This window comes from Streptomyces inhibens, assembly GCF_022221585.1.
In the GTDB taxonomy this organism is placed as follows: Bacteria; Actinomycetota; Actinomycetes; order Streptomycetales; family Streptomycetaceae; genus Streptomyces; species Streptomyces inhibens.
On record NZ_CP084681.1, the window covers coordinates 9,264,201 to 9,281,455 of the forward strand.

Consider the following 17,255-nt stretch of genomic DNA (forward strand, 5'->3'; position numbering starts at 1 on the left):
ACCAACTGACGTGCTGTTTCTTTATGTTGTGGTGCTGTTGAGCTGTGCCGTGCTGCTGGTCGCCGGCGTGTTGGAGCAGCGTCGCCACTACGCCGCGCTGGCGCAGATCCCCACTCGGGTGCTGGTCAACGGCATTCGCGGCAAGAGCTCGATCACGCGGCTGTGCGCGGGGGCGCTGCGCGGTGGTGGTCTGGTCACCGTGGCCAAGACCACCGGCACCGCTGCCCGGTTCATCCACCCGGATGCCACCGAGGAACCGGTGTACCGGAAGTTGGGCATCGCCAACGTCGTCGAGCAGATCGGCATCGTCCGGCGCGCGGCGGCATACCGGCCGCACGCTCTGGTGATCGAGTGCATGGCGGTGATGCCTGCACTTCAGGAGATCAACCAGGAGAAGCTGATCCGTTCCACCATCGGCGTGCTGTGCAACGTTCGCGAGGATCATCTCGCCGAAATGGGGCCGACGTTGGACGATGTGGCTCGCTCCCTGTCCCGGTCGATGCCGGTCGGAGGGGTCTGTGTCACCGCCGAGCGGGAGCGGCTGCACATTCTCCAGGAGGAGGCGGACAAACGGAGGTGCCGCCTGATCGCGGTGGATCCGGAGTCGGTCACGGATGAGGAGCTGCGCGGGTTCAGTTGGTTCACCTTCAAGGAGAACGTCGCCATCGCGCTGGCAGTGGCCGAACTGCTCGGTGTGGACCGGGCCACCGCACTGCGCGGAATGTGGGACGCGCCGCCGGACCCCGGCGTGCTCTCCGTCGAGCGCTACCGCACACCGGACGGCAAACGGCTGCGCTTCGCCAATGTCTTCGCCGCCAACGATCCCGAGTCGACGTTGATGAATGTCCGTCAGTTGGAGGAACTCGGTGCGATCCGCCGCCCGCTGAACGTGGTCATCAACTGCCGCCCGGACCGGGTCGAACGCAACGGGCAGATGGGAGCGATCGTCCCTGACCTGGACCCGGAGACGGTCTTCCTCATCGGGCATCCGACCAAGAGCGCCCGCGACGGCATCCCGCCGGGCTGGTCGGGTCGGGTGGTGGACCTGGGTGGCGACCGGCGCGACGCACAGGAGTTGACCCGCGCCGTCCTCGACGAACTGGCCCCGGATTCCTCGCTGGTGGCCGTCGGCAATATCCACGGCCAGGGCGAGCTGTTCCTGGAGCACCTCGGCAAGCTGCCCTCTGACGACGCCGACGAGCCGCTTCCGCTCGCGCACCCGCCCGAGCCGGAGCCGTACAGCTGGGTGGCGTCGCTGAACCGCCCCACGCCCGGCCCGCATATCCCGAGCCCCGCCTCTGCCCATGCCGACGCCCTGTACCAGCCGACAAGGAACTCGCTGTGATCCCCGTCAACGTCACTCCGCAGACCATCGCGTTGGGGATAGCCCTCGGACTGGTCTTCTCGCTGGTCTGCTATCTGACCACCAACCTCTCTCCCGGCGGCATGATCACCCCCGGCTGGCTGGCGCTGACCCTCGTCACCGATGTCGTCCGGGCCGCCATGGTGATCGGCGTCACCGCGCTCACCCTCCTCGCGACCAAGCTCCTTCAGCGCCATGTGATCCTTTACGGGAAGCGGCTGTTCGCCGCCGTGGTGCTGTCCGCGGTGCTGCTCCAGACCACGGTGCTGCTCGCGCTCCAGCACGAGTTCCCGCTCCTCTACACCGCCCAGACCCTGGGCTTCATCGTGCCCGGGCTCATCGCGTATCAGTTGGTTCGCCAACCGTTGGCCGCCACCGTGATCTCCACCACGGCCGTGACCCTCAGCACGTATGTGGTGCTCGTTGCCGGCTTGCTGCTGGGGGCGCTGCCCATCGGCTGATCTCGCCGTACCGCCCGCGTCCGCCACGCCCCTCCGCACGTCGAAGAGGTCATCATGGGCACCGTTCCCACCCCGCGCCGCCGGCCCGGTCACCCTCAGGTCCTGGGCACCACCGCCGGCCTGCCCGCCGGGGGAGCTGTCGGCGGATCCCCATGGCGCCACCCCCGAAGCGGCGGACCGGACAGCGGCTTTCCGGCATCGACCGGTGGCTACCGCTTCGAACGCCGCCTCACGCCCGCCCCCACGCGTTCAGGGCGAGCAGCGAACCCACGCCCACTCCTCCCTCGACATCGGCACACCACACGGCATCGATCACCGCGGCAGGTACCTGGGGCCGGACGACGACGGGCATCGGCGCTGCTGCTCGTGCCGCTCGAAGGACAACGCGCCCACCAAGGGCGGCCTGCCGGGCCGCGCGACGCTCGACGGCGACGGCTTCCCCGCCCGAGGTTGCGCAAGGACCGCCGCCCGTGAAGCCGACGAACGATCACCGCACCCCAGCCCGACGTCCCATGAGAGACCCCGCCATGGCCACGACCGCCCTCGCCCCGGACCCCGCCGACCGCCGCCGGCGCACCACCAGGCTCCGTCAACGGACCACCGATCGCAGGGAGTTGTCCGCGCTTCTGCTGATCCTGGCCACTGCCGCGGTGCTCTATGCCTGGGGCATCGACCATGCCGGGGTACACCCGTATTACAGCGCGGCCGCGCGGTCGATGGCGGCGAACTGGCACGCCTTCGTCTTCGGCGGGCTTGACCCGAGCGGCTCGATCACCGTGGACAAGATCCCCGGTGCGCTGTGGCCGCAGGCCCTTTCCGTCAAGCTCCTCGGACCGCACAACTGGGCGGTGGTGATGCCGCAGGTGCTGGAGGGCGTACTGGCCGTCTGGGCGCTGCACCGGATCGTCCGTGCCTGGGCCGGCCCACGGGCAGGGCTGCTCGCCGCGCTGGCACTCACGCTCACCCCGGTCACCGTCGTACTCGACCGGCACACCATCCCCGACACGCTGCTCGTCCTGCTGCTGGTCCTCGCAGCAGGGTCGCTGCAGAAGGCCGTCGCCACCGGGAGGCTGCTGCCGCTGCTCCTCTGTGGGACATGGGTGGGACTGGCCTTCCAGGCCAAGATGCTCCAGGCATGGCTCGTCCTGCCGGTCTTCGCCGCGGTGTACCAGATAGCGGCGCCTGGCTCCCGGTGGAACCGGGCCTGGCGGCTGCTGCTCGCCGGGGCCACCGCACTCGTCGTCTCCTGTTCCTGGCTGCTGCTGGTGTGGGCGACCCCCGCAGCGAACCGTCCGTACATCGACGCGACCACCAACAACAACCCCTTCACCCTGGTCTTCGGCTACAACGGGTTGAGCCGCTTCGGGCACGACCCGAACGCGCTGGGCGCCGTCGCCGGCACCGCAGCCAGCCGCACCACCGACAACACCGGTTGGACCATGCTGGTCAACCAGAGCGTGGGCCCGCAGATCGCCTGGCTCCTGCCGCTCGCCGTACTGGCCTTGGCGCTGGGCGTGTGGTGGCGCACCGGACAGCCGCGCACCGACGGGCCGCGGACGGGGTTCCTGCTCTGGGGAGGCTGGCTGGTGGTGCACGTCGTGGTCTTCAGCAACTCCAACGGCAACCACGGCTACTACACCGTCGTACTTGCCCCGGCCCTCGCCGCGCTGACCGGTGGGGGAGTCGTCCTCTTCTGGGCCGAGTACCGCGCCGGTGGCCGACGTCGAGCGGCGCTGCCCCTCGCCATCGGGCTCACGACGCTGTGGGCTGTGGCAATTCAAGGGCCGCACAGCGAATTCGCGCCCTGGCTGCTGCCGATGGTGCTGATGCTCGGCCTGTGCGGGACCGTCGGCCTGTGCACCCGCGGACCACGCACAACGCGACGGGCGGTGCACACTGCCCTGGCAGCCTCCCTGGCGTCCATACTGCTCGCCCCGGCGGTCTGGGCCACCTCCTGCCTGGACCCGCGGTACGCCGGCTCACCGATGTCGCCGCTGGCCGGACCGGTGGGACCCGACTACCGTGACGGGCACCACCATCGGGCCACGTTCCGGCGATACCCCTTGAGCAAGCCGTCCGCGCGGGACGCCGCACTGCTGAAATACCTTTCCGCGCACCGTTCCGGGGAGAAGTACCTGCTCGCCACCCAAGCCGCCTACGGTGCCGAGCCGCTGCTGCGCGCCACCTCCCAACCCATACTGGTCATGGGCGGCTTCACCGGCCTGACCCCCTATCCGGCCGCACGACGACTCAGTGACCTGGTCTCTACCCACCAACTGCGCTACGCCCTGCTGACCACACGCCGCCCGCCCACACCGGCATCGGCCTGGGTGAAGAGAAACTGCACCCCCATCCCCCCAAGCGCCTACGGTCGAACCTCGGACGGAAGCTTTACCCTCTATGACTGCTCTCGACGAGCCAACTGACCTGCCGCACGCGGCGAGTTCTGCGGCAACACCTGCCTCACAGGTTCACGATGCCCCCTTCACCACGCACAACACACCCCGCAGCCTCCGTACATCGAGCCGATGTGACTGGGCGGCATCAACCCGGCGACCCCGCGTCGCCTGGTGGAGCGCACCGGCGCCACCCACCCCGGCGTCGAGTGAGCGAACGCCCCGCCGGGCGGCTTGCTGGCCGCGGCAGCGACGAAGCCGCCAGCCGCTGGTCGGCTCGCGTCAACTGCTCCGCACACGTGGATGCGACATGCCACCCGCGCGGTCCGGGGGCGGAATCCGCGCGCCGGAGTAGGGATGGAGGAGCCCGGCTCACCTCAGGGACGACGGTCGTCCCTCGAAATCGGCATGAGCGTGCCCGGCGGGATCACGCAGTTCCGTCCGGGAATCTCAAGCTCCCCGACAGATCCCATCTCTGACGACTCATCAATTTACTTCTGCTACCTGCAACCCTCTTTTGCTGTCATGTGAACTGTGAAATTGTACGGTCACACTTTCTGCGGATGACAGCTCCGAGAGTGCGCAACTTCCGTTGCCATCACGGTCCGCACCCCCCACTGCCGTGCCCCACGCACGGCTGCCGACCGGCCTGGAGGCCATCACTATGCGTAGACCCCCCACCTTCAAGAGACTCGCCCAACTGCTGATACCTACCGTGGCCGCCGCCGGCCTAGGGCTCACCGTGCTCGCCCCCAACGGAGGGGCGGCACCGGCCGGCGCCGAGGCACCCAAGCCCGCACCGAGGTCGGCCCTCGCCCCGCAGCCCGCCTCCGCCACCGTGCTCGCCGCCGATCTCGCACCCGGACACGCCACCGAGCCCGCGCGATCGGCCACGAAGTCCGCGAAGTCCGCGCAACGCCCTCCGCTGCCCGCGGCCCAGAACGCCGCAGAGCGCAAGCGGGCGCGCTCTGCGGCGAAGGCCGCGGCGGACTGTAACGTCAGCGACTTCACTTCGAAGACCGGTGCTGCCCTGGTCGAGCAGATCAAGCAGTCGGAACCCGCCTGCATCAACACGCTGTTCAGCGTGGCCGGTGAGGACTCCAAGGCCCTCTTCCGCGAGGAACAGATGGTCACGGTGGCGAACGCGCTCAAGGATGTCGCGACCAACTACCCGGGGGACAACAGCACTTTCGCAACCCAGGTGGTGCTGTACCTGCGCGCCGGCTACTACATCCAGTACAACCAGCCGGAGAACGTCGGCGAATACGGCCCGACGCTGAAAAGCGCCATTCAGGGCGCCCTGGACGGCTTCTTCGGCTCGTCCCACGCCTTCGACGTCACCGAGGCCAACGGAGGAACCCTGGCCGAGACGGTCACCCTGATCGACAGCTCCGGAGAGAACGCCCGCTTCCTCAACGTGGTCAAGCGTCTGCAGAAGGACTACAACTCGTCGTACGACCAGTTCTACGGGATGCTCTCGGCGGTCAACAACACCTACACCGTGCTGTTCCGCGGCCACCAGCTGCCGGAGTTCGCGGAAGCCGTGAAGGCCGACCCGAGCGTCCTCACCGGACTGCGTGACTTCGCCGTCGCCCACGACGATCTGCTCGGCACCGACAAGTCCTACCTGGCCAGCAACGCCGGACGCGAACTCGGCCGCTTTCTGCAGCACGCCGGCCTCAAGGACACCGTCAAGCCGTTGGTCAAGGAGCTGCTCGGCCGCAGCGAGATCACTGGGCGCACCGCCCCGCTCTGGGTCGGCCTCGCAGAGATGACAGGTGAGTTCGATAAGGAGAACTGCGCCGAGTACGGCACCTGTGACCTGCAGAACCGCGTGCGCGACGCCGTGCTGACGGTCAAGCACTCATGCGGTCCGAGCGCGAAGATCCTCGCGCAGGAGCTGACCGCGTCCGAACTCTCGGCCACATGCGAGAGCATCCTCAAGCAGGACCCGGTCTTCCACGGCATCGTCAAGGACAACGGCCCGGTCAAGGACGACAACAACACCAGCATCGAGATCGTCGCCTTCAACTCCAGCACCGATTACAAGACCTACGCCGGTGTCGTCTTCGGCATCGACACCAACAACGGCGGCATGTACCTGGAGGGCGACCCGGCCGCTGAGGGCAACCAGCCGCGCTTCATCGCCTACGAGCAGCCGGCCCAGGACGGCGCCTTCCAGATCTGGAACCTCAACCACGAGTACACCCACTACCTCGACGGCCGCTTCGACATGCACGGCGACTTCGCAGCCGGGCAGACCACCCCGACCGTGATGTGGGTCGAGGGCTTCGCCGAGTACGTCTCCTACTCGTACCGCGGCATCACCTACGACCGGGCGATCGAGGAGGCGGGCAAGAACACCTACAAGCTCAGCCAGCTCTTCGAGACCACCTACGACAACGCCGACACCACCCGTATCTACCAGTGGGGCTACCTGGGCGTCCGATACATGCTCCAGTCACACCCCGAGGACGTCGCCACCCTGCTCGGCCACTACCGCGCAGGCGAGTACGACGCGGCCCACAGCCTGCTCCGCGACACCATCGGCACCAAGTACGACGCCGATTTCACCGACTGGCTGAGCAAGTGCGCCGGCGGCAACTGCGGCCAGCTGCCGGCCCGGAGCGGCCGGTGACCGGGGCCTCGGCCACCGGCAAGAACTGAGTCAGGAGAGCCTGGTGTCCCGCGCATCGTTCGTGCGCGGGACACCAGGCCTCTCAACTGTCCCGGTTCATCTGCCAATCCCCTGAAACATGGAGGCTCCTCCGGGACCTGAGCCAGGGCCACCTCCTTCGGGGAAGCCGGCGGATGGGCCGTGGGAGCAGGGCGCAGACCGGCTCGGTGACGAGCGGGGCGAGGCGAGGACCAGGCCGCCCTGCGGCTGGAGCTCCTGATCGGGGTTGCCGCCGAGGACGGAGGCTTCCAGACGTCCCGCCGCCCAGTCGTCCAAGAGCGGTACGGGGGAGTGCCGGGGGCGGGATGTCACTTCGGTGCGGTGCATCAACTCCATTCGCGACGCTGTCGGCCGCATCCCAGCAGCTGCCGTCCACTGCCACCAGCCGCAGCCCATGCCAGTGCGCACCCGTTGTCCGCTCATCCGCCAGCGGCCCGGCGGTGGCGGCGAACAGCATCCGCAGCGGCTCCGACCCCAGACGCTCCCTCACCCGAAACAGCGAGGATTTCGCCGGGATCCGCCACGACCCCAACAGCCCGGCTCCCCGCAGGCCCTCGACCAGATGCCGCAGCACCTCCAGATACGGCGCCGGCGAAAACAGCGCCAGGCCAAGGATGAAGTAGACCACCAGCCGGGCGGACAGCAGCCGTCTGCGTTGTTCTCTCCGCGTACGCCCGAGCCACCGAATGCCAAGACAACGGCATTGGCTTTAGGTGGGTCGACCGGATCGCAATTACCCGGTCGACCCACCTGAGCTTTACCACATGGGGCAGCGTGCCCTTTCACGCATGGGTCTGAGCACGGGCGCCGGCGCATGCCACGCCGGCGCCACGGCCCTTGAACAGCAAGCTCAGAGGTGGCCGAGGGCCACCACTGCGTCGTAATACTTCTTGGCGACCTTTCGGCATGCCTTGCGCTCGACGCTGGTCTTGCCCCACTGCCCGTTGCACTGGCGAGTCATGTCAGCAAAGAACGCCTTGTCGACGTGCCTCTTGTTCGCGTGACTGAACGCGTGCAGCTTCTTGTAATTGCGGTAGCCGAAGTCGTGCCGCGCACACGACTCCCAGAAATGGAAGCCGACCGGATTGTTCGTAACCCCCGAGCAGCCGTCGGTGTTCCAGTCGAAGCCGTACTTGTTGCTTCCGTTCTGCCACTTGACCCGGGTATTGAACCAATCGGTCTGCGAACCCTGGCTCTCGCCCGTCAACTGCCCGAGCCGCGTGAGCTTCTGCCCCCGGGTGTACGCGGCCGCCGGCCGGCCGGCGTCGGCGGAGACCGTGGTCAGTGCCTCCGCACGGCCTGCGGGTGTGCTCTCAGCGAGTGCCGGAGGGGCGAGCGAGAGGGCCACGACGCCGCTGAGTGCGGCACCGGACAAGGACATGGCGAATTTCTTCACGAAAAGTTTTCCCCTCTTGCCTACCGGGTGATTCACCCGGTGGTCGGAAGCAACCTCGGCGCGAAGGGGAACGATTCCTCTATGGAAACCCCGTGCTACTCGTCCCCCCGAAACCGAGTGCGTTCGAGAGGCTATCGTACGGAGTTGGATCAACCAACCCGATCGGCAAGAGAAGTTACGGTCCGGCGCTCCCCCGTGATGCGCAGACCGGAATCCCGGTTAAACGGAATTTGTTAATCCATGGCATCGGCCTCGACATCTGAGAGCCGGCTCCCATGTCCAGGCCGCCGTCGACGACCGCTGAGGGCCCCGCCACCAACGACCTCGCCCCGTCTGGTCTGGTCTGGTGAAGCTTGGTCCATTCAGAGGTGGACCTTTCGCTTCACCTTTTCACCGGCCTTGTTGTAGGTGGTCCACTCGCCGGTCTTCTTGCCGAGGTTGTCTGTCCCCTGTTCCAGTAGGTTCCCGGTGTCGTGCCACGGCGCCACGGGCCGTGCCGCTGACCGTCCACGAAGGCTCCCTGTCGCAGCAGGCCGCCGCCCTCGCGGTACCGGACCCACTCGCCGTCCTGGTACTCGCCCTCGCCCGACAGGCTTGCGTCCTTGAAGTGCTCTCAGCCCATGGGACCAGCATAGGAACGAGCAGCCCCAACAACCCGGCTCGTCGCCCGTCTGCGCTCACCAATCAGGACACCGTCTCAACCGCTGCCGGGTCCAGCGGTCCTGGTCCGGTACGTGAGTCGGAGCGCCATGATGGCGCAGACGGACTCCAGCCACCGGGCGACGTCCTGGTCGCCCTCCACGGTACGAATCAGGGACGCTGCCGACTGCACCCAGCCACGTACCAGTTGTGCCGCGGCTTCGCCCGGCACCGGCTCGGGGAGCGCCGCGGCGTACGTGGTCCCGCCGCTGCGGACGACTTCGGCGAGGAAGGCGATCGCGCGCGGAAGGACGCCCTGCCGGTCGAGTGCGACGGCGGCGCCCACTGCCCCGTCTCCGACGAACGTGGTGCGGTGCGAGCCGCCGAAGCCGATGCCGTAGCGCACCAGCGCCGTGACATCGAGCGAGGCGAGTTCGTCGTCGGTCTTGCCTGGGAGAGATCCGCGAGTTGTGCAGCGGTGGAACACGCTTGGAAGGCGTGTCGGGGACACCCCCTCACGAGCTCGTATCTCGTATCTCGTATCTCGTATCTCGTATCTTCCACAACCTTGACCAGCGGATATGACGACCCGGCCAGCTCTTGGTCATGGCCCTCGCCGTGCCGTGGTCTCAGCTGCCGCTACCGGACCGGGGGCCACCGACAGCCCGCCGTAGGCCAGGTCTCACAAGGCGATGCTGACGCCGTGACGCCGACGAGGGTGCCGAAAGCGCGAGCAGCACGATCGTCGTGCTGATGCCGGTCGTCGGACTGACCCGGGCGCGGCGTGCCGCCAGGGCACCAGCGGCGACGTTACCAAGCAGCCCGAAGACGCCGTGGACCAGCAAGAGCAGGGCGATGGCCGCAGGCGTCAATCCGGTGTGCTCTTCGAGGAAGGGCCGCACGTAGGTGTATTCGGCGAAGTGCGCGGTGACGAGGAACACGATCAGCGCCGGACCGACGGTCACCGAGGCGGTGCGCAGCAGCGGCTTGCGACCAGTGTGGTTGTTCGTACCGGCCGGTGCGATCGGGCAGGGAAGGCGAGGCGTCAGCAGCAGCCCGGCGGCGAGGGCGGCAGCGGACAGTGAGGCAAACGCGGCACGCCACCCAAGGGCGTTACCGACGAGCGTGCCCAGGGCACGCCGGTGACCGAGGCTGCCGCGACCCCACCGACGGCGAAGGACACTGGCGGCGGGGAGCCACGACCTGCGTAGCGACCGCGGACGCCAAGCCCCACACCGTTCCCCCCGATCCTGATGACGACCCGGGAGACGACCAGCAAGCCGAAGCCGTTTGCCACGGTGGTCAGCCCGTTGCCGCCGGCCAGCACCACCGTCGCTGCTGGCGGCACCACACGCCGTTCGAGCGCACCCACCACGCGTGAGGCCACCGGGGTGGTGACGGTGGTCACCAGGCCGGTGATCGACAGGCTGAACCCCGCCCTACCCGGGGAGATCTGCAAGCCGTCGGCCATCGGGGTCAGCACGCCGACCGGCAGCATCTCTGACGTCCGACCACGAACGTGCTCAACGGACGGTCTCGTCGGGAGTCGGGGCCCGAAGCGGGCCGAAGCCGTTGAGCCCTTCCCCTTCGGCCGCGGCGCCGGTGGGTCGCAGGGTGTCCGCCGTGCAGGCGGCGATGATGCAACACGCCACGGGCAGGAAGAATGTGACGTTGAGTGCGATGAAGTGGGTCAGCGGTCCGATGATGGCGGGCCCGGCGAGCATGCCGAGGTAGCCGAGGCCCGCGACACGGGAGACGTTGGCACCGGCGGCGTCACGGTCGGTGTGGCCTGCCGCGCTGAAGAGCTGGGGGATGCAGCCGGACAGCCCCGTCCCGAACACGGTCCAGCCGATCAGGGCCAGGGGAATCCAGGGGGACAGCGCCACGACCGTCAGGCCGAGTGCGGCCATGGACGCTCCGTAGCGGAGGATGGCCACCGGACCGAATCGCGCGGCCACCCGGTCGGCGAGCAGGCGTCCGATGGTCATGGCCGTGGCGAAGGCTCCGTAGGCGAGGGCGGCGGTGGCGGCCGGCGCGTCCAGGACGTCCCTGAACTGGAGCACACTCCAGTCGTTGGCCACGCCTTCGCAGAGCATGAGCATCAACGCGAGACCGGACAATACCCAGATCCGCCGGGGAGTCCTGCGCCGGGTTCTCGCAGCCGGGCCGGGGGCTTCTTCGGTCTGGGCGCGCTCGGGACGCAGCAGTGCAGGAGTGGCCAGCGAGGCAACGGCGAGGCCGAGGAGCGCCATCGCGCCGAGGGTGACCAGCGGGCTCCAGTTCCAGCTGAGTGTGCAAGCGCCGACCAGCGCGGCAAGGACGCCGCCGATGGAGAAGGTGGCATGGAAGGCGGACATGACGGGCCGTTGGTAGCCGCGCTCGACCTGGACGGCGTGGGCGTTCATGCTGACGTCCAGGCAGCCGTTGCCGAAGCCGAGCACCAGCAGCGCCGCCCCCAGCGTCCAGACGTTGGTGGCCAGGCCCGGCAGGACCAGGGCGGCGCTGCACAGTGCCGCGCCGGCCGGTACGACGGTGCGGGCGCCGAAGCGGTCGGTGAGCGGGCCGGTGATCTGCATGCCCGCGAAGGCTCCCGCACCGAGCAGCAGCAGGAGCCAGCCGAGCAGGGCATGGCTTATCCCGACACGGTGCTCGATGGCGGGGATGTGGACGATCCACATCCCCATGAGGAAGCCGTTCAAGGCGAAGTACGCGAAGGTGGCCAGCCGACCGGCTCGCAGTGGTCTCTCCATGCCTGCAAACATAACGAACAAAATCAATGTTCGTAAGGTTGCCATTTGAACGTGCTCAATGTTCAATAAGGGCATGGCAAGCACAGACCGACTCAGGCAGATCACCGATGTCGTGCGCGAGGCGGGCCGCATCGGCGTCGCGGAGCTGGCTGAAATCACCGGCGCTTCGGAGATGACCATCCGCCGCGACCTGGAGGTCCTGGCCGACCAGGGTGTCCTGGAGCGCTACCGCGGAGGAGCAAGAAGCCTGCTGCTGCGCGGCGAGGAACCCCCCTTCGTGATGCGGGCGCAGGAGGGGCTGGACGCCAAGCGGCGCATCGCCGCCGAGGTCGCCGGGCTGATCGCCGACGGCGAGTCCGTCGTCCTCGACAGCGGCACCACCTGCCTGGAGGTGGCCCGTGCGCTCGAACACCGTCGCCTGACCGTGATGCCGCTGTCCCTCCACGCAGTCAACGCGCTGAGCGGGGCACCGCAGCTGACGCTGCTGGTCCCCGGCGGCCGGCCGCGGCCGGGCGAGCTGGCGCTCACCGGGCCTCTGACCGCGGCGTCACTGGCCGCCCTGCGCTTCGACACCGCCGTCATCGGCTGCTGCGGACTGCAGGCGACGAACGGCCTGACCGCATACGACCTGGAGGACGCCGCCGTCAAGCGTGCCGCGATCGCCTCGGCCCGCCGCGTCATCGCCGTCGCGGAGGCCGTCAAGCTCTCCCGCACCGCCCTCGCATTCGTCGCGCACGCCTCCGCTCTGCACGCAGTCGTCACCGATGAGGCGGCCCCCAGCGATGAGACCGACGCACTGGCCACGGCGGGCGTGGCCGTTCGAAAGGTGTGACCACGTGACCAGCACCGTTCTGTTCGATCTGTTCGGCGTCATCGCACGCCACCAGTCCCCGGAAGGTAAGAACCGGCTGGCCCGGACGGCGGCCGTGCCCGCTGTGGCCTTCTGGGATGCCTACTGGGCACAGCGCCCGCCGTACGACCGCGGAGAGGTGACCGGTTCCGGCTACTGGCACCAGGTGGCCGACTCCCTCGGCACCCACTTCGACGACGACCGGATCGCACGGCTCATCGAAGCCGACATCGCCAGCTGGAGCGCCGTCGACGAGACCATGGTCGCCCTGATCGAAGAGCTCGCGGCGTCCGGCCGGCGTATCGCGCTGCTGTCCAACATCCCCGAGGAACTGGCCACCCACTACGAAGAACACCACGGCTGGCTCAAGCGCTTCCATCTACGCGCCTTCTCCTGCCGCATCGGCCACGCCAAACCCGAGCCGGACGCCTACCGGTGGTGCCAGAACGCCCTGCGCGCCGCACCGGATCGCATCCTGTTCGTCGACGACCGTCAGGACAACGTCCGGGCCGCCGAGGCAATCGGCATCCGCAGTCACCTTTTCACCACCCCCGCCCGGCTGAGGGAAACCCTCGCGCAGTGGGACGCCGCTCCATCACGGTCGTGAGCACCGGCCTCGCCCGGCCCGCTACCGAGGCCGGATCGATGCCTTCGCCGGCCGGATGAGAACACCGTCAGCGGTGGCTGTCGACCGGTGCGGGCAGACATGACAGGCACTCAGCTCCAATCACCAGGTGCAACACCAGGCACCGGCGTGGCCGTAACCGAGCCGTCGCTGCGCGAAGGGCTATGGGGCCATGCGAGTCCTTGAACCAGTCGGTCTCGCGTCTGCAAATCCCTCAACCACCGGAGGAGGATCTCCCTCTGGGCGCGACTGCCGGAGTCGCCCAGAAGCCGGAGCGCTTCTTCAAGGATTTGGCGGGCAAGATCGGTTCTTCCGGTCTCGGCGTTCACGATCCCCAGGTTGCCGAGGGTCATACCTTCGCCCTGCATGACGCGTCCGCCCCCGCCGTTGGCCGTGACAGTTGCTCCCTCAGCAGTCCGCCCCGGCATCGGGCGGTTTCCTTGCCGCCTCAGCACAGGAGGCACCTGTGCAGAGCTGATGTCGGTGGCTTCCGCTACCGTCGAGTCGACGGCGAGTCAGGCGCCTTCGGGGGTAGGGCGTCGACAGGCTCGTCGAAGAAGGAGGCATGATGCTGCAGGAACTGGTTCTGGCGGGCGGCACGACGGTCGTAGGGGCGATGGCAACCGATTCCTGGGCGGCGGTCCGTGCCGGAGTGGCCAGGCTCTTCCGGCACCGCGGTGAGGAACGTCGGTCGGCCATTGAGGCGCAGTTGGACGGTAACGCGGAGTTGGTCGCGCAAGCCGAGGACAGAGAGCGTGTACGCCAGAGTCTGATTGCGCTGTGGTCGCTGGAGCTGGAGTCGCTGTTGGACCGCCACCCGGAGGCCGTCGACGAGCTTCGGACCCTGATCAGTGAGATCGAGGCAGGGCGGCCGACGAGGCAGGAGACGTGGGTGCAGACCAATGTCGCCCGGGACAACGGGCGAGTGTTTGCCGCCCAGGGCGGCAATGTCATCATTCACGAGGCACCACTCGGCGGACCGTCGGTGACCGCGCACGGGGCGGCCGACGAGGAGGGCACCGGAGACGTCCGTTGAATCCGCCGGATGCCGAAGCCTGGTCGGAGGACGGCAACGGCGCACGCCAACGGATCCGGGTGGACAACGGTTTCGGCTACGGAGTCATAGGCGCCGATCTGCACGTCTTCGCCGACCGAGGCCCTGTCTACCTGCTCACCGAGCACCGTCCACCGCCGGTGGACCTGGATCGTGCGTGGTTGACCACGCAGCCCAGTCGATTGCTCAACGCCCGTTACCAGATTGTGGACTTCACCGGACGGAATCGGGAGCGGGCCGAGCTGGCCGCCTGGCGTGACGGAGGCGGCCCGCGCGTCTCGGCGATGTGGCTGCACGGTACCGGTGGGCAGGGTAAGTCACGGTTGGCGGCCGAGTTCGCGGCCGACAGCACCACAGCGGGCTGGAAGGTGGTCACGGCCACCCACGGCCCCGGTGCTGTCCTGCCGCAGCCGGGGAGTCAGGATCTTCGGCTGAACGGTGCCACCGGGCTGCTCCTGATCGTCGACTACGCGGACCGCTGGCCTGTCTCCCATCTGACCTGGCTGTTCAGCAACAAGCTGCTCGACGGAACGGTGCCCACACGGCTGCTGTTGCTGGCACGGTCGACCAGTCAGTGGCCGGCCGTCCGGGCTGCGCTGGAAGACCTCACCGCGGAGACCGGGGACCTGGAGCTGGCACCGCTCGACGCTGAGCCAGATCGTGGTGCGCGGACAGCCATGTTCACCAGGGCCCGTGACTGCTTCGCGGCCTGCTACGGACTCGCCGAACCGACCGTCGTAGGTCCGCCCGACGACCTGCACCGGCCGGACTTCGGACTCGTCCTTGCGGTGCACATGGCCGCGTTGGTCGCCATCGATGCCCACACCCGTGGGCAACGGCCGCCGAAAGGCATGGCCGGGCTCTCCGCCTACCTGCTGAACCGTGAACGCAAGCACTGGGCCCAGCTCTGGGAGAACAGACTCGAAGGCCTCGAATTCGGGACGCCACCCAGCGAGATGAACCGAGTGGTGTTCACCGCGGCACTGACGGGGGCTACCACCCACGCGAACGGCAAGGTCACCCTGACCCGACTCGGCATGGAGCGTCCGGAGCGACTGCTGACCGACCATGCCGCTTGCTACCCGTCGTCGGAGCCGGGCGCCGTATTGGAGCCGCTCTATCCCGACCGGCTGGCCGAGGACTTCCTCGCGCTGAGCCTCCCCGGGCACCACATCACCGCCTACCCCGCAGCTCCTTGGGCGGAGACGACAGCAGACGAACTGAGCGCACGCCACGAGGACGACACGTCGCGCGGCCATGTCGCCCGGGCCGTCACCTTCCTGGCCTCGGCAGCGGCTCCCCATCGCTGGCCGCACGTGGCGCACCACCTCGAACGGATCCTGCGCGCGGACCCGGCATTGGCCGTTGCCGCGGGCAGCACCGCTCTGAGCACAGTGGCCGAACTCGACATCGGGCCAGCTGTCATGGAGGCGGTCGAAGCCCACTTCCCCAGATTCGGTCAGGCAGACCTCGACGTGGGAATTGCCGCGTTCACGGAACGGCTCACGGCGTATCGACTCTCCACCACCGATGCTCCCTCCGAGCGCGCTCGCCTGTATCAGGACCTCGGGTTCCGGCTGTCGAGGGCGGGGCGCCGGGAAGACGCTGTGGCCGTTACGCAGGAGGCGGTGCGTACCTTCCGACGAGCGGCGGCGGCCGACGCCGCGGCGTACGAGCCAGGCCTTGCCATGGCCCTGGTCAATCTCAGCGAGTGCGCCTTTCGTGTGGGCAGTTCGAAGGAGAGTCGGCAGGCGGCCGAGGAGGCGGCCAAGCTCTTCCGGAGACTGGCCGCATCGGATCCGGCTGCGTACGAGCCCGGTCTGGCGATGTCGCTCAGCCATCTGGGACAGGGGCTGTCGGACTCACGGCGTACAGAAGAAGCCCTCGCCTCCACCGAGCGGGCGGTCGGCATCTTCTGGCGGTTGGCCGCGTCCCATCCGTCGGCGTACGAGCCCGGTCTGGCGATGGCCCTGGCCAACCTCGGCGTCCTGTCCTGGCGACTGCGCCGCTGGAGCGACGGTCTGGTCGCCACCGAGCGGGCGGTCGAGATCATCCGACGGTGGGTGACTTCGGCTCCCTCCACGGATGAGTCGGACCTCGCACGGTCCCTCGCACTGGACGAGTCCGTCCTGGCGCTTTCACTGGGCAACCTGGCGGTGCTGCTCTGGGGAGCACGCCGTCGGACCGAGGCGATCAGCGCCCTTCAGGAAGCGGTGGGGATCAGCCGACGACTGGCTGCGGTGAACCCCGAGGCTCACGAACCGTCGCTCGCGCAGCTGACGACGAATCTCGGCATCTACCTGTCGCGGGTGCGGCGGTGGAAGGCAGCTCTGGCTGCGGCTGAGGAGGCAGCGGAGATCTGCGGCCGTCTCTCGGCCGTCGACCCGGCGCGGTACGAGGCCGCACTCGCGAGGTCACTACAGGTTTCGGCATTGGCGCGGCTCGGCGACTCACAGGATCTGCGGCCGGCGCAGCGGGCGGCGGACCAGGCCGTTGGGATCTACCGGAGGCTCGCGGCAGAGCGACCCTCCGAATTCCACAACGCGTGGGAAGAGGCCCTGGAAACCCAGAAGGCCGTGCATGATGCGCTCGCCGGCCTCCCCATCAAGATCAATATCCGCTGGACGGTGGAGGAACACTGGTCGACTCTGCTGAACCAGGACGAGGTCTGGCAGGACGCCCAGGACCGGCGCATTCGCCTGGACGAGATGGACCCCACCTATTGCACCAATGTCCTGAACTTCATACTCCGGCAGGCTGACGGCATTGTGCAGATGCTGCTGAACGGGCTCATCGTCGTTCCCGAGTCATTGGGCTGGAAGGAGGGAGACGACGCGGTGTCGTGGCTGGAGCGGCAGCCCCTCGTGACCGCTCTACGACGCCGGTCGGCGGGAGAGCGGGCCCGAGCTGAGCTGTGCCACTGCGGGTACCGGATTCAACCCGATTGGAGCCATGAGTACTGCTACCCCGGAATCATCGTGGACTGACCCCTGCACTTTGGGGCGCCGGCCTTTCGGGAAAAGCGTGTCACGGGAGCCCGTCCT

At 68.2% G+C, this 17,255-nt stretch carries 14 protein-coding genes; 8 read left to right on the forward strand and 6 right to left on the reverse strand.

The window, feature by feature from the left end; genetic code table 11:
* Positions 1-10 precede the first annotated feature (10 nt).
* From pgsB to KI385_RS41660, 4 genes are all read left to right on the forward strand, one after another.
* Positions 11-1,345, forward strand: a complete 1,335-nt coding sequence (gene pgsB, locus KI385_RS41645; protein WP_238577190.1) for a poly-gamma-glutamate synthase PgsB — start codon at positions 11-13, stop codon at positions 1,343-1,345.
* On the forward strand, positions 1,342-1,824 hold the full coding sequence (locus KI385_RS41650; RefSeq protein WP_238577192.1) for a poly-gamma-glutamate biosynthesis protein PgsC/CapC: 483 nt from the start codon (positions 1,342-1,344) through the stop codon (positions 1,822-1,824). The genes pgsB and KI385_RS41650 overlap by 4 nt, the downstream gene beginning before the upstream one ends.
* 527 nt (positions 1,825-2,351) lie before the next feature.
* On the forward strand, positions 2,352-4,250 hold the full coding sequence (locus tag KI385_RS41655) for an ArnT family glycosyltransferase (RefSeq protein ID WP_238577193.1): 1,899 nt from the start codon (positions 2,352-2,354) through the stop codon (positions 4,248-4,250).
* A 634-nt stretch (positions 4,251-4,884) separates the two neighbouring features.
* Positions 4,885-6,858: a collagenase gene (locus KI385_RS41660; protein ID WP_238577195.1), complete on the forward strand. Its 1,974-nt coding sequence runs from the start codon at positions 4,885-4,887 to the stop codon at positions 6,856-6,858.
* A gap of 82 nt (positions 6,859-6,940) precedes the next feature.
* On the opposite strand, the gene KI385_RS44795 is transcribed toward KI385_RS41660, so the two are convergent.
* The 6 genes from KI385_RS44795 to KI385_RS41685 form a co-directional block, all read right to left on the reverse strand.
* A complete protein-coding gene (locus tag KI385_RS44795) occupies positions 6,941-7,585 on the reverse strand; it encodes a transposase domain-containing protein (RefSeq protein WP_425357120.1) in 645 nt (214 codons plus the stop codon).
* Between the two features lie 162 nt (positions 7,586-7,747).
* The gene (locus tag KI385_RS41665; protein ID WP_238577197.1) at positions 7,748-8,293 is read right to left on the reverse strand and encodes a phospholipase; all 546 of its coding nucleotides are present in this window, start codon (positions 8,291-8,293) and stop codon (positions 7,748-7,750) included.
* A 697-nt stretch (positions 8,294-8,990) separates the two neighbouring features.
* Positions 8,991-9,419 carry a hypothetical protein gene (locus KI385_RS41670; protein WP_238577199.1) on the reverse strand — a complete coding sequence of 143 codons (429 nt, stop codon included), beginning with the start codon at positions 9,417-9,419 and terminating at the stop codon, positions 8,991-8,993.
* Between the two features lie 142 nt (positions 9,420-9,561).
* The gene (locus tag KI385_RS41675; protein ID WP_342593538.1) at positions 9,562-10,065 is read right to left on the reverse strand and encodes an MFS transporter; all 504 of its coding nucleotides are present in this window, start codon (positions 10,063-10,065) and stop codon (positions 9,562-9,564) included.
* Complete coding sequence (locus KI385_RS41680; protein ID WP_238577202.1) at positions 9,978-10,430, reverse strand: MFS transporter; 453 nt, start codon at positions 10,428-10,430, stop codon at positions 9,978-9,980. The genes KI385_RS41675 and KI385_RS41680 overlap by 88 nt, the downstream gene beginning before the upstream one ends.
* 25 nt (positions 10,431-10,455) lie before the next feature.
* Complete coding sequence (locus KI385_RS41685; protein ID WP_238577204.1) at positions 10,456-11,682, reverse strand: MFS transporter; 1,227 nt, start codon at positions 11,680-11,682, stop codon at positions 10,456-10,458.
* A gap of 73 nt (positions 11,683-11,755) precedes the next feature.
* On the opposite strand from KI385_RS41685, the gene KI385_RS41690 reads away from it, so the two are divergent.
* From KI385_RS41690 to KI385_RS41705, 4 genes are all read left to right on the forward strand, one after another.
* Positions 11,756-12,514 carry a DeoR/GlpR family DNA-binding transcription regulator gene (locus KI385_RS41690; RefSeq protein ID WP_238577205.1) on the forward strand — a complete coding sequence of 253 codons (759 nt, stop codon included), beginning with the start codon at positions 11,756-11,758 and terminating at the stop codon, positions 12,512-12,514.
* Positions 12,515-12,518: 4 nt separating this feature from the next.
* Positions 12,519-13,139 carry an HAD family hydrolase gene (locus tag KI385_RS41695; protein WP_238577206.1) on the forward strand — a complete coding sequence of 207 codons (621 nt, stop codon included), beginning with the start codon at positions 12,519-12,521 and terminating at the stop codon, positions 13,137-13,139.
* Between the two features lie 583 nt (positions 13,140-13,722).
* Positions 13,723-14,193 carry a hypothetical protein gene (locus KI385_RS41700; protein ID WP_238577207.1) on the forward strand — a complete coding sequence of 157 codons (471 nt, stop codon included), beginning with the start codon at positions 13,723-13,725 and terminating at the stop codon, positions 14,191-14,193.
* Positions 14,190-17,198: a tetratricopeptide repeat protein gene (locus tag KI385_RS41705; RefSeq protein ID WP_238577208.1), complete on the forward strand. Its 3,009-nt coding sequence runs from the start codon at positions 14,190-14,192 to the stop codon at positions 17,196-17,198. The genes KI385_RS41700 and KI385_RS41705 overlap by 4 nt, the downstream gene beginning before the upstream one ends.
* Positions 17,199-17,255: the final 57 nt, after the last annotated feature.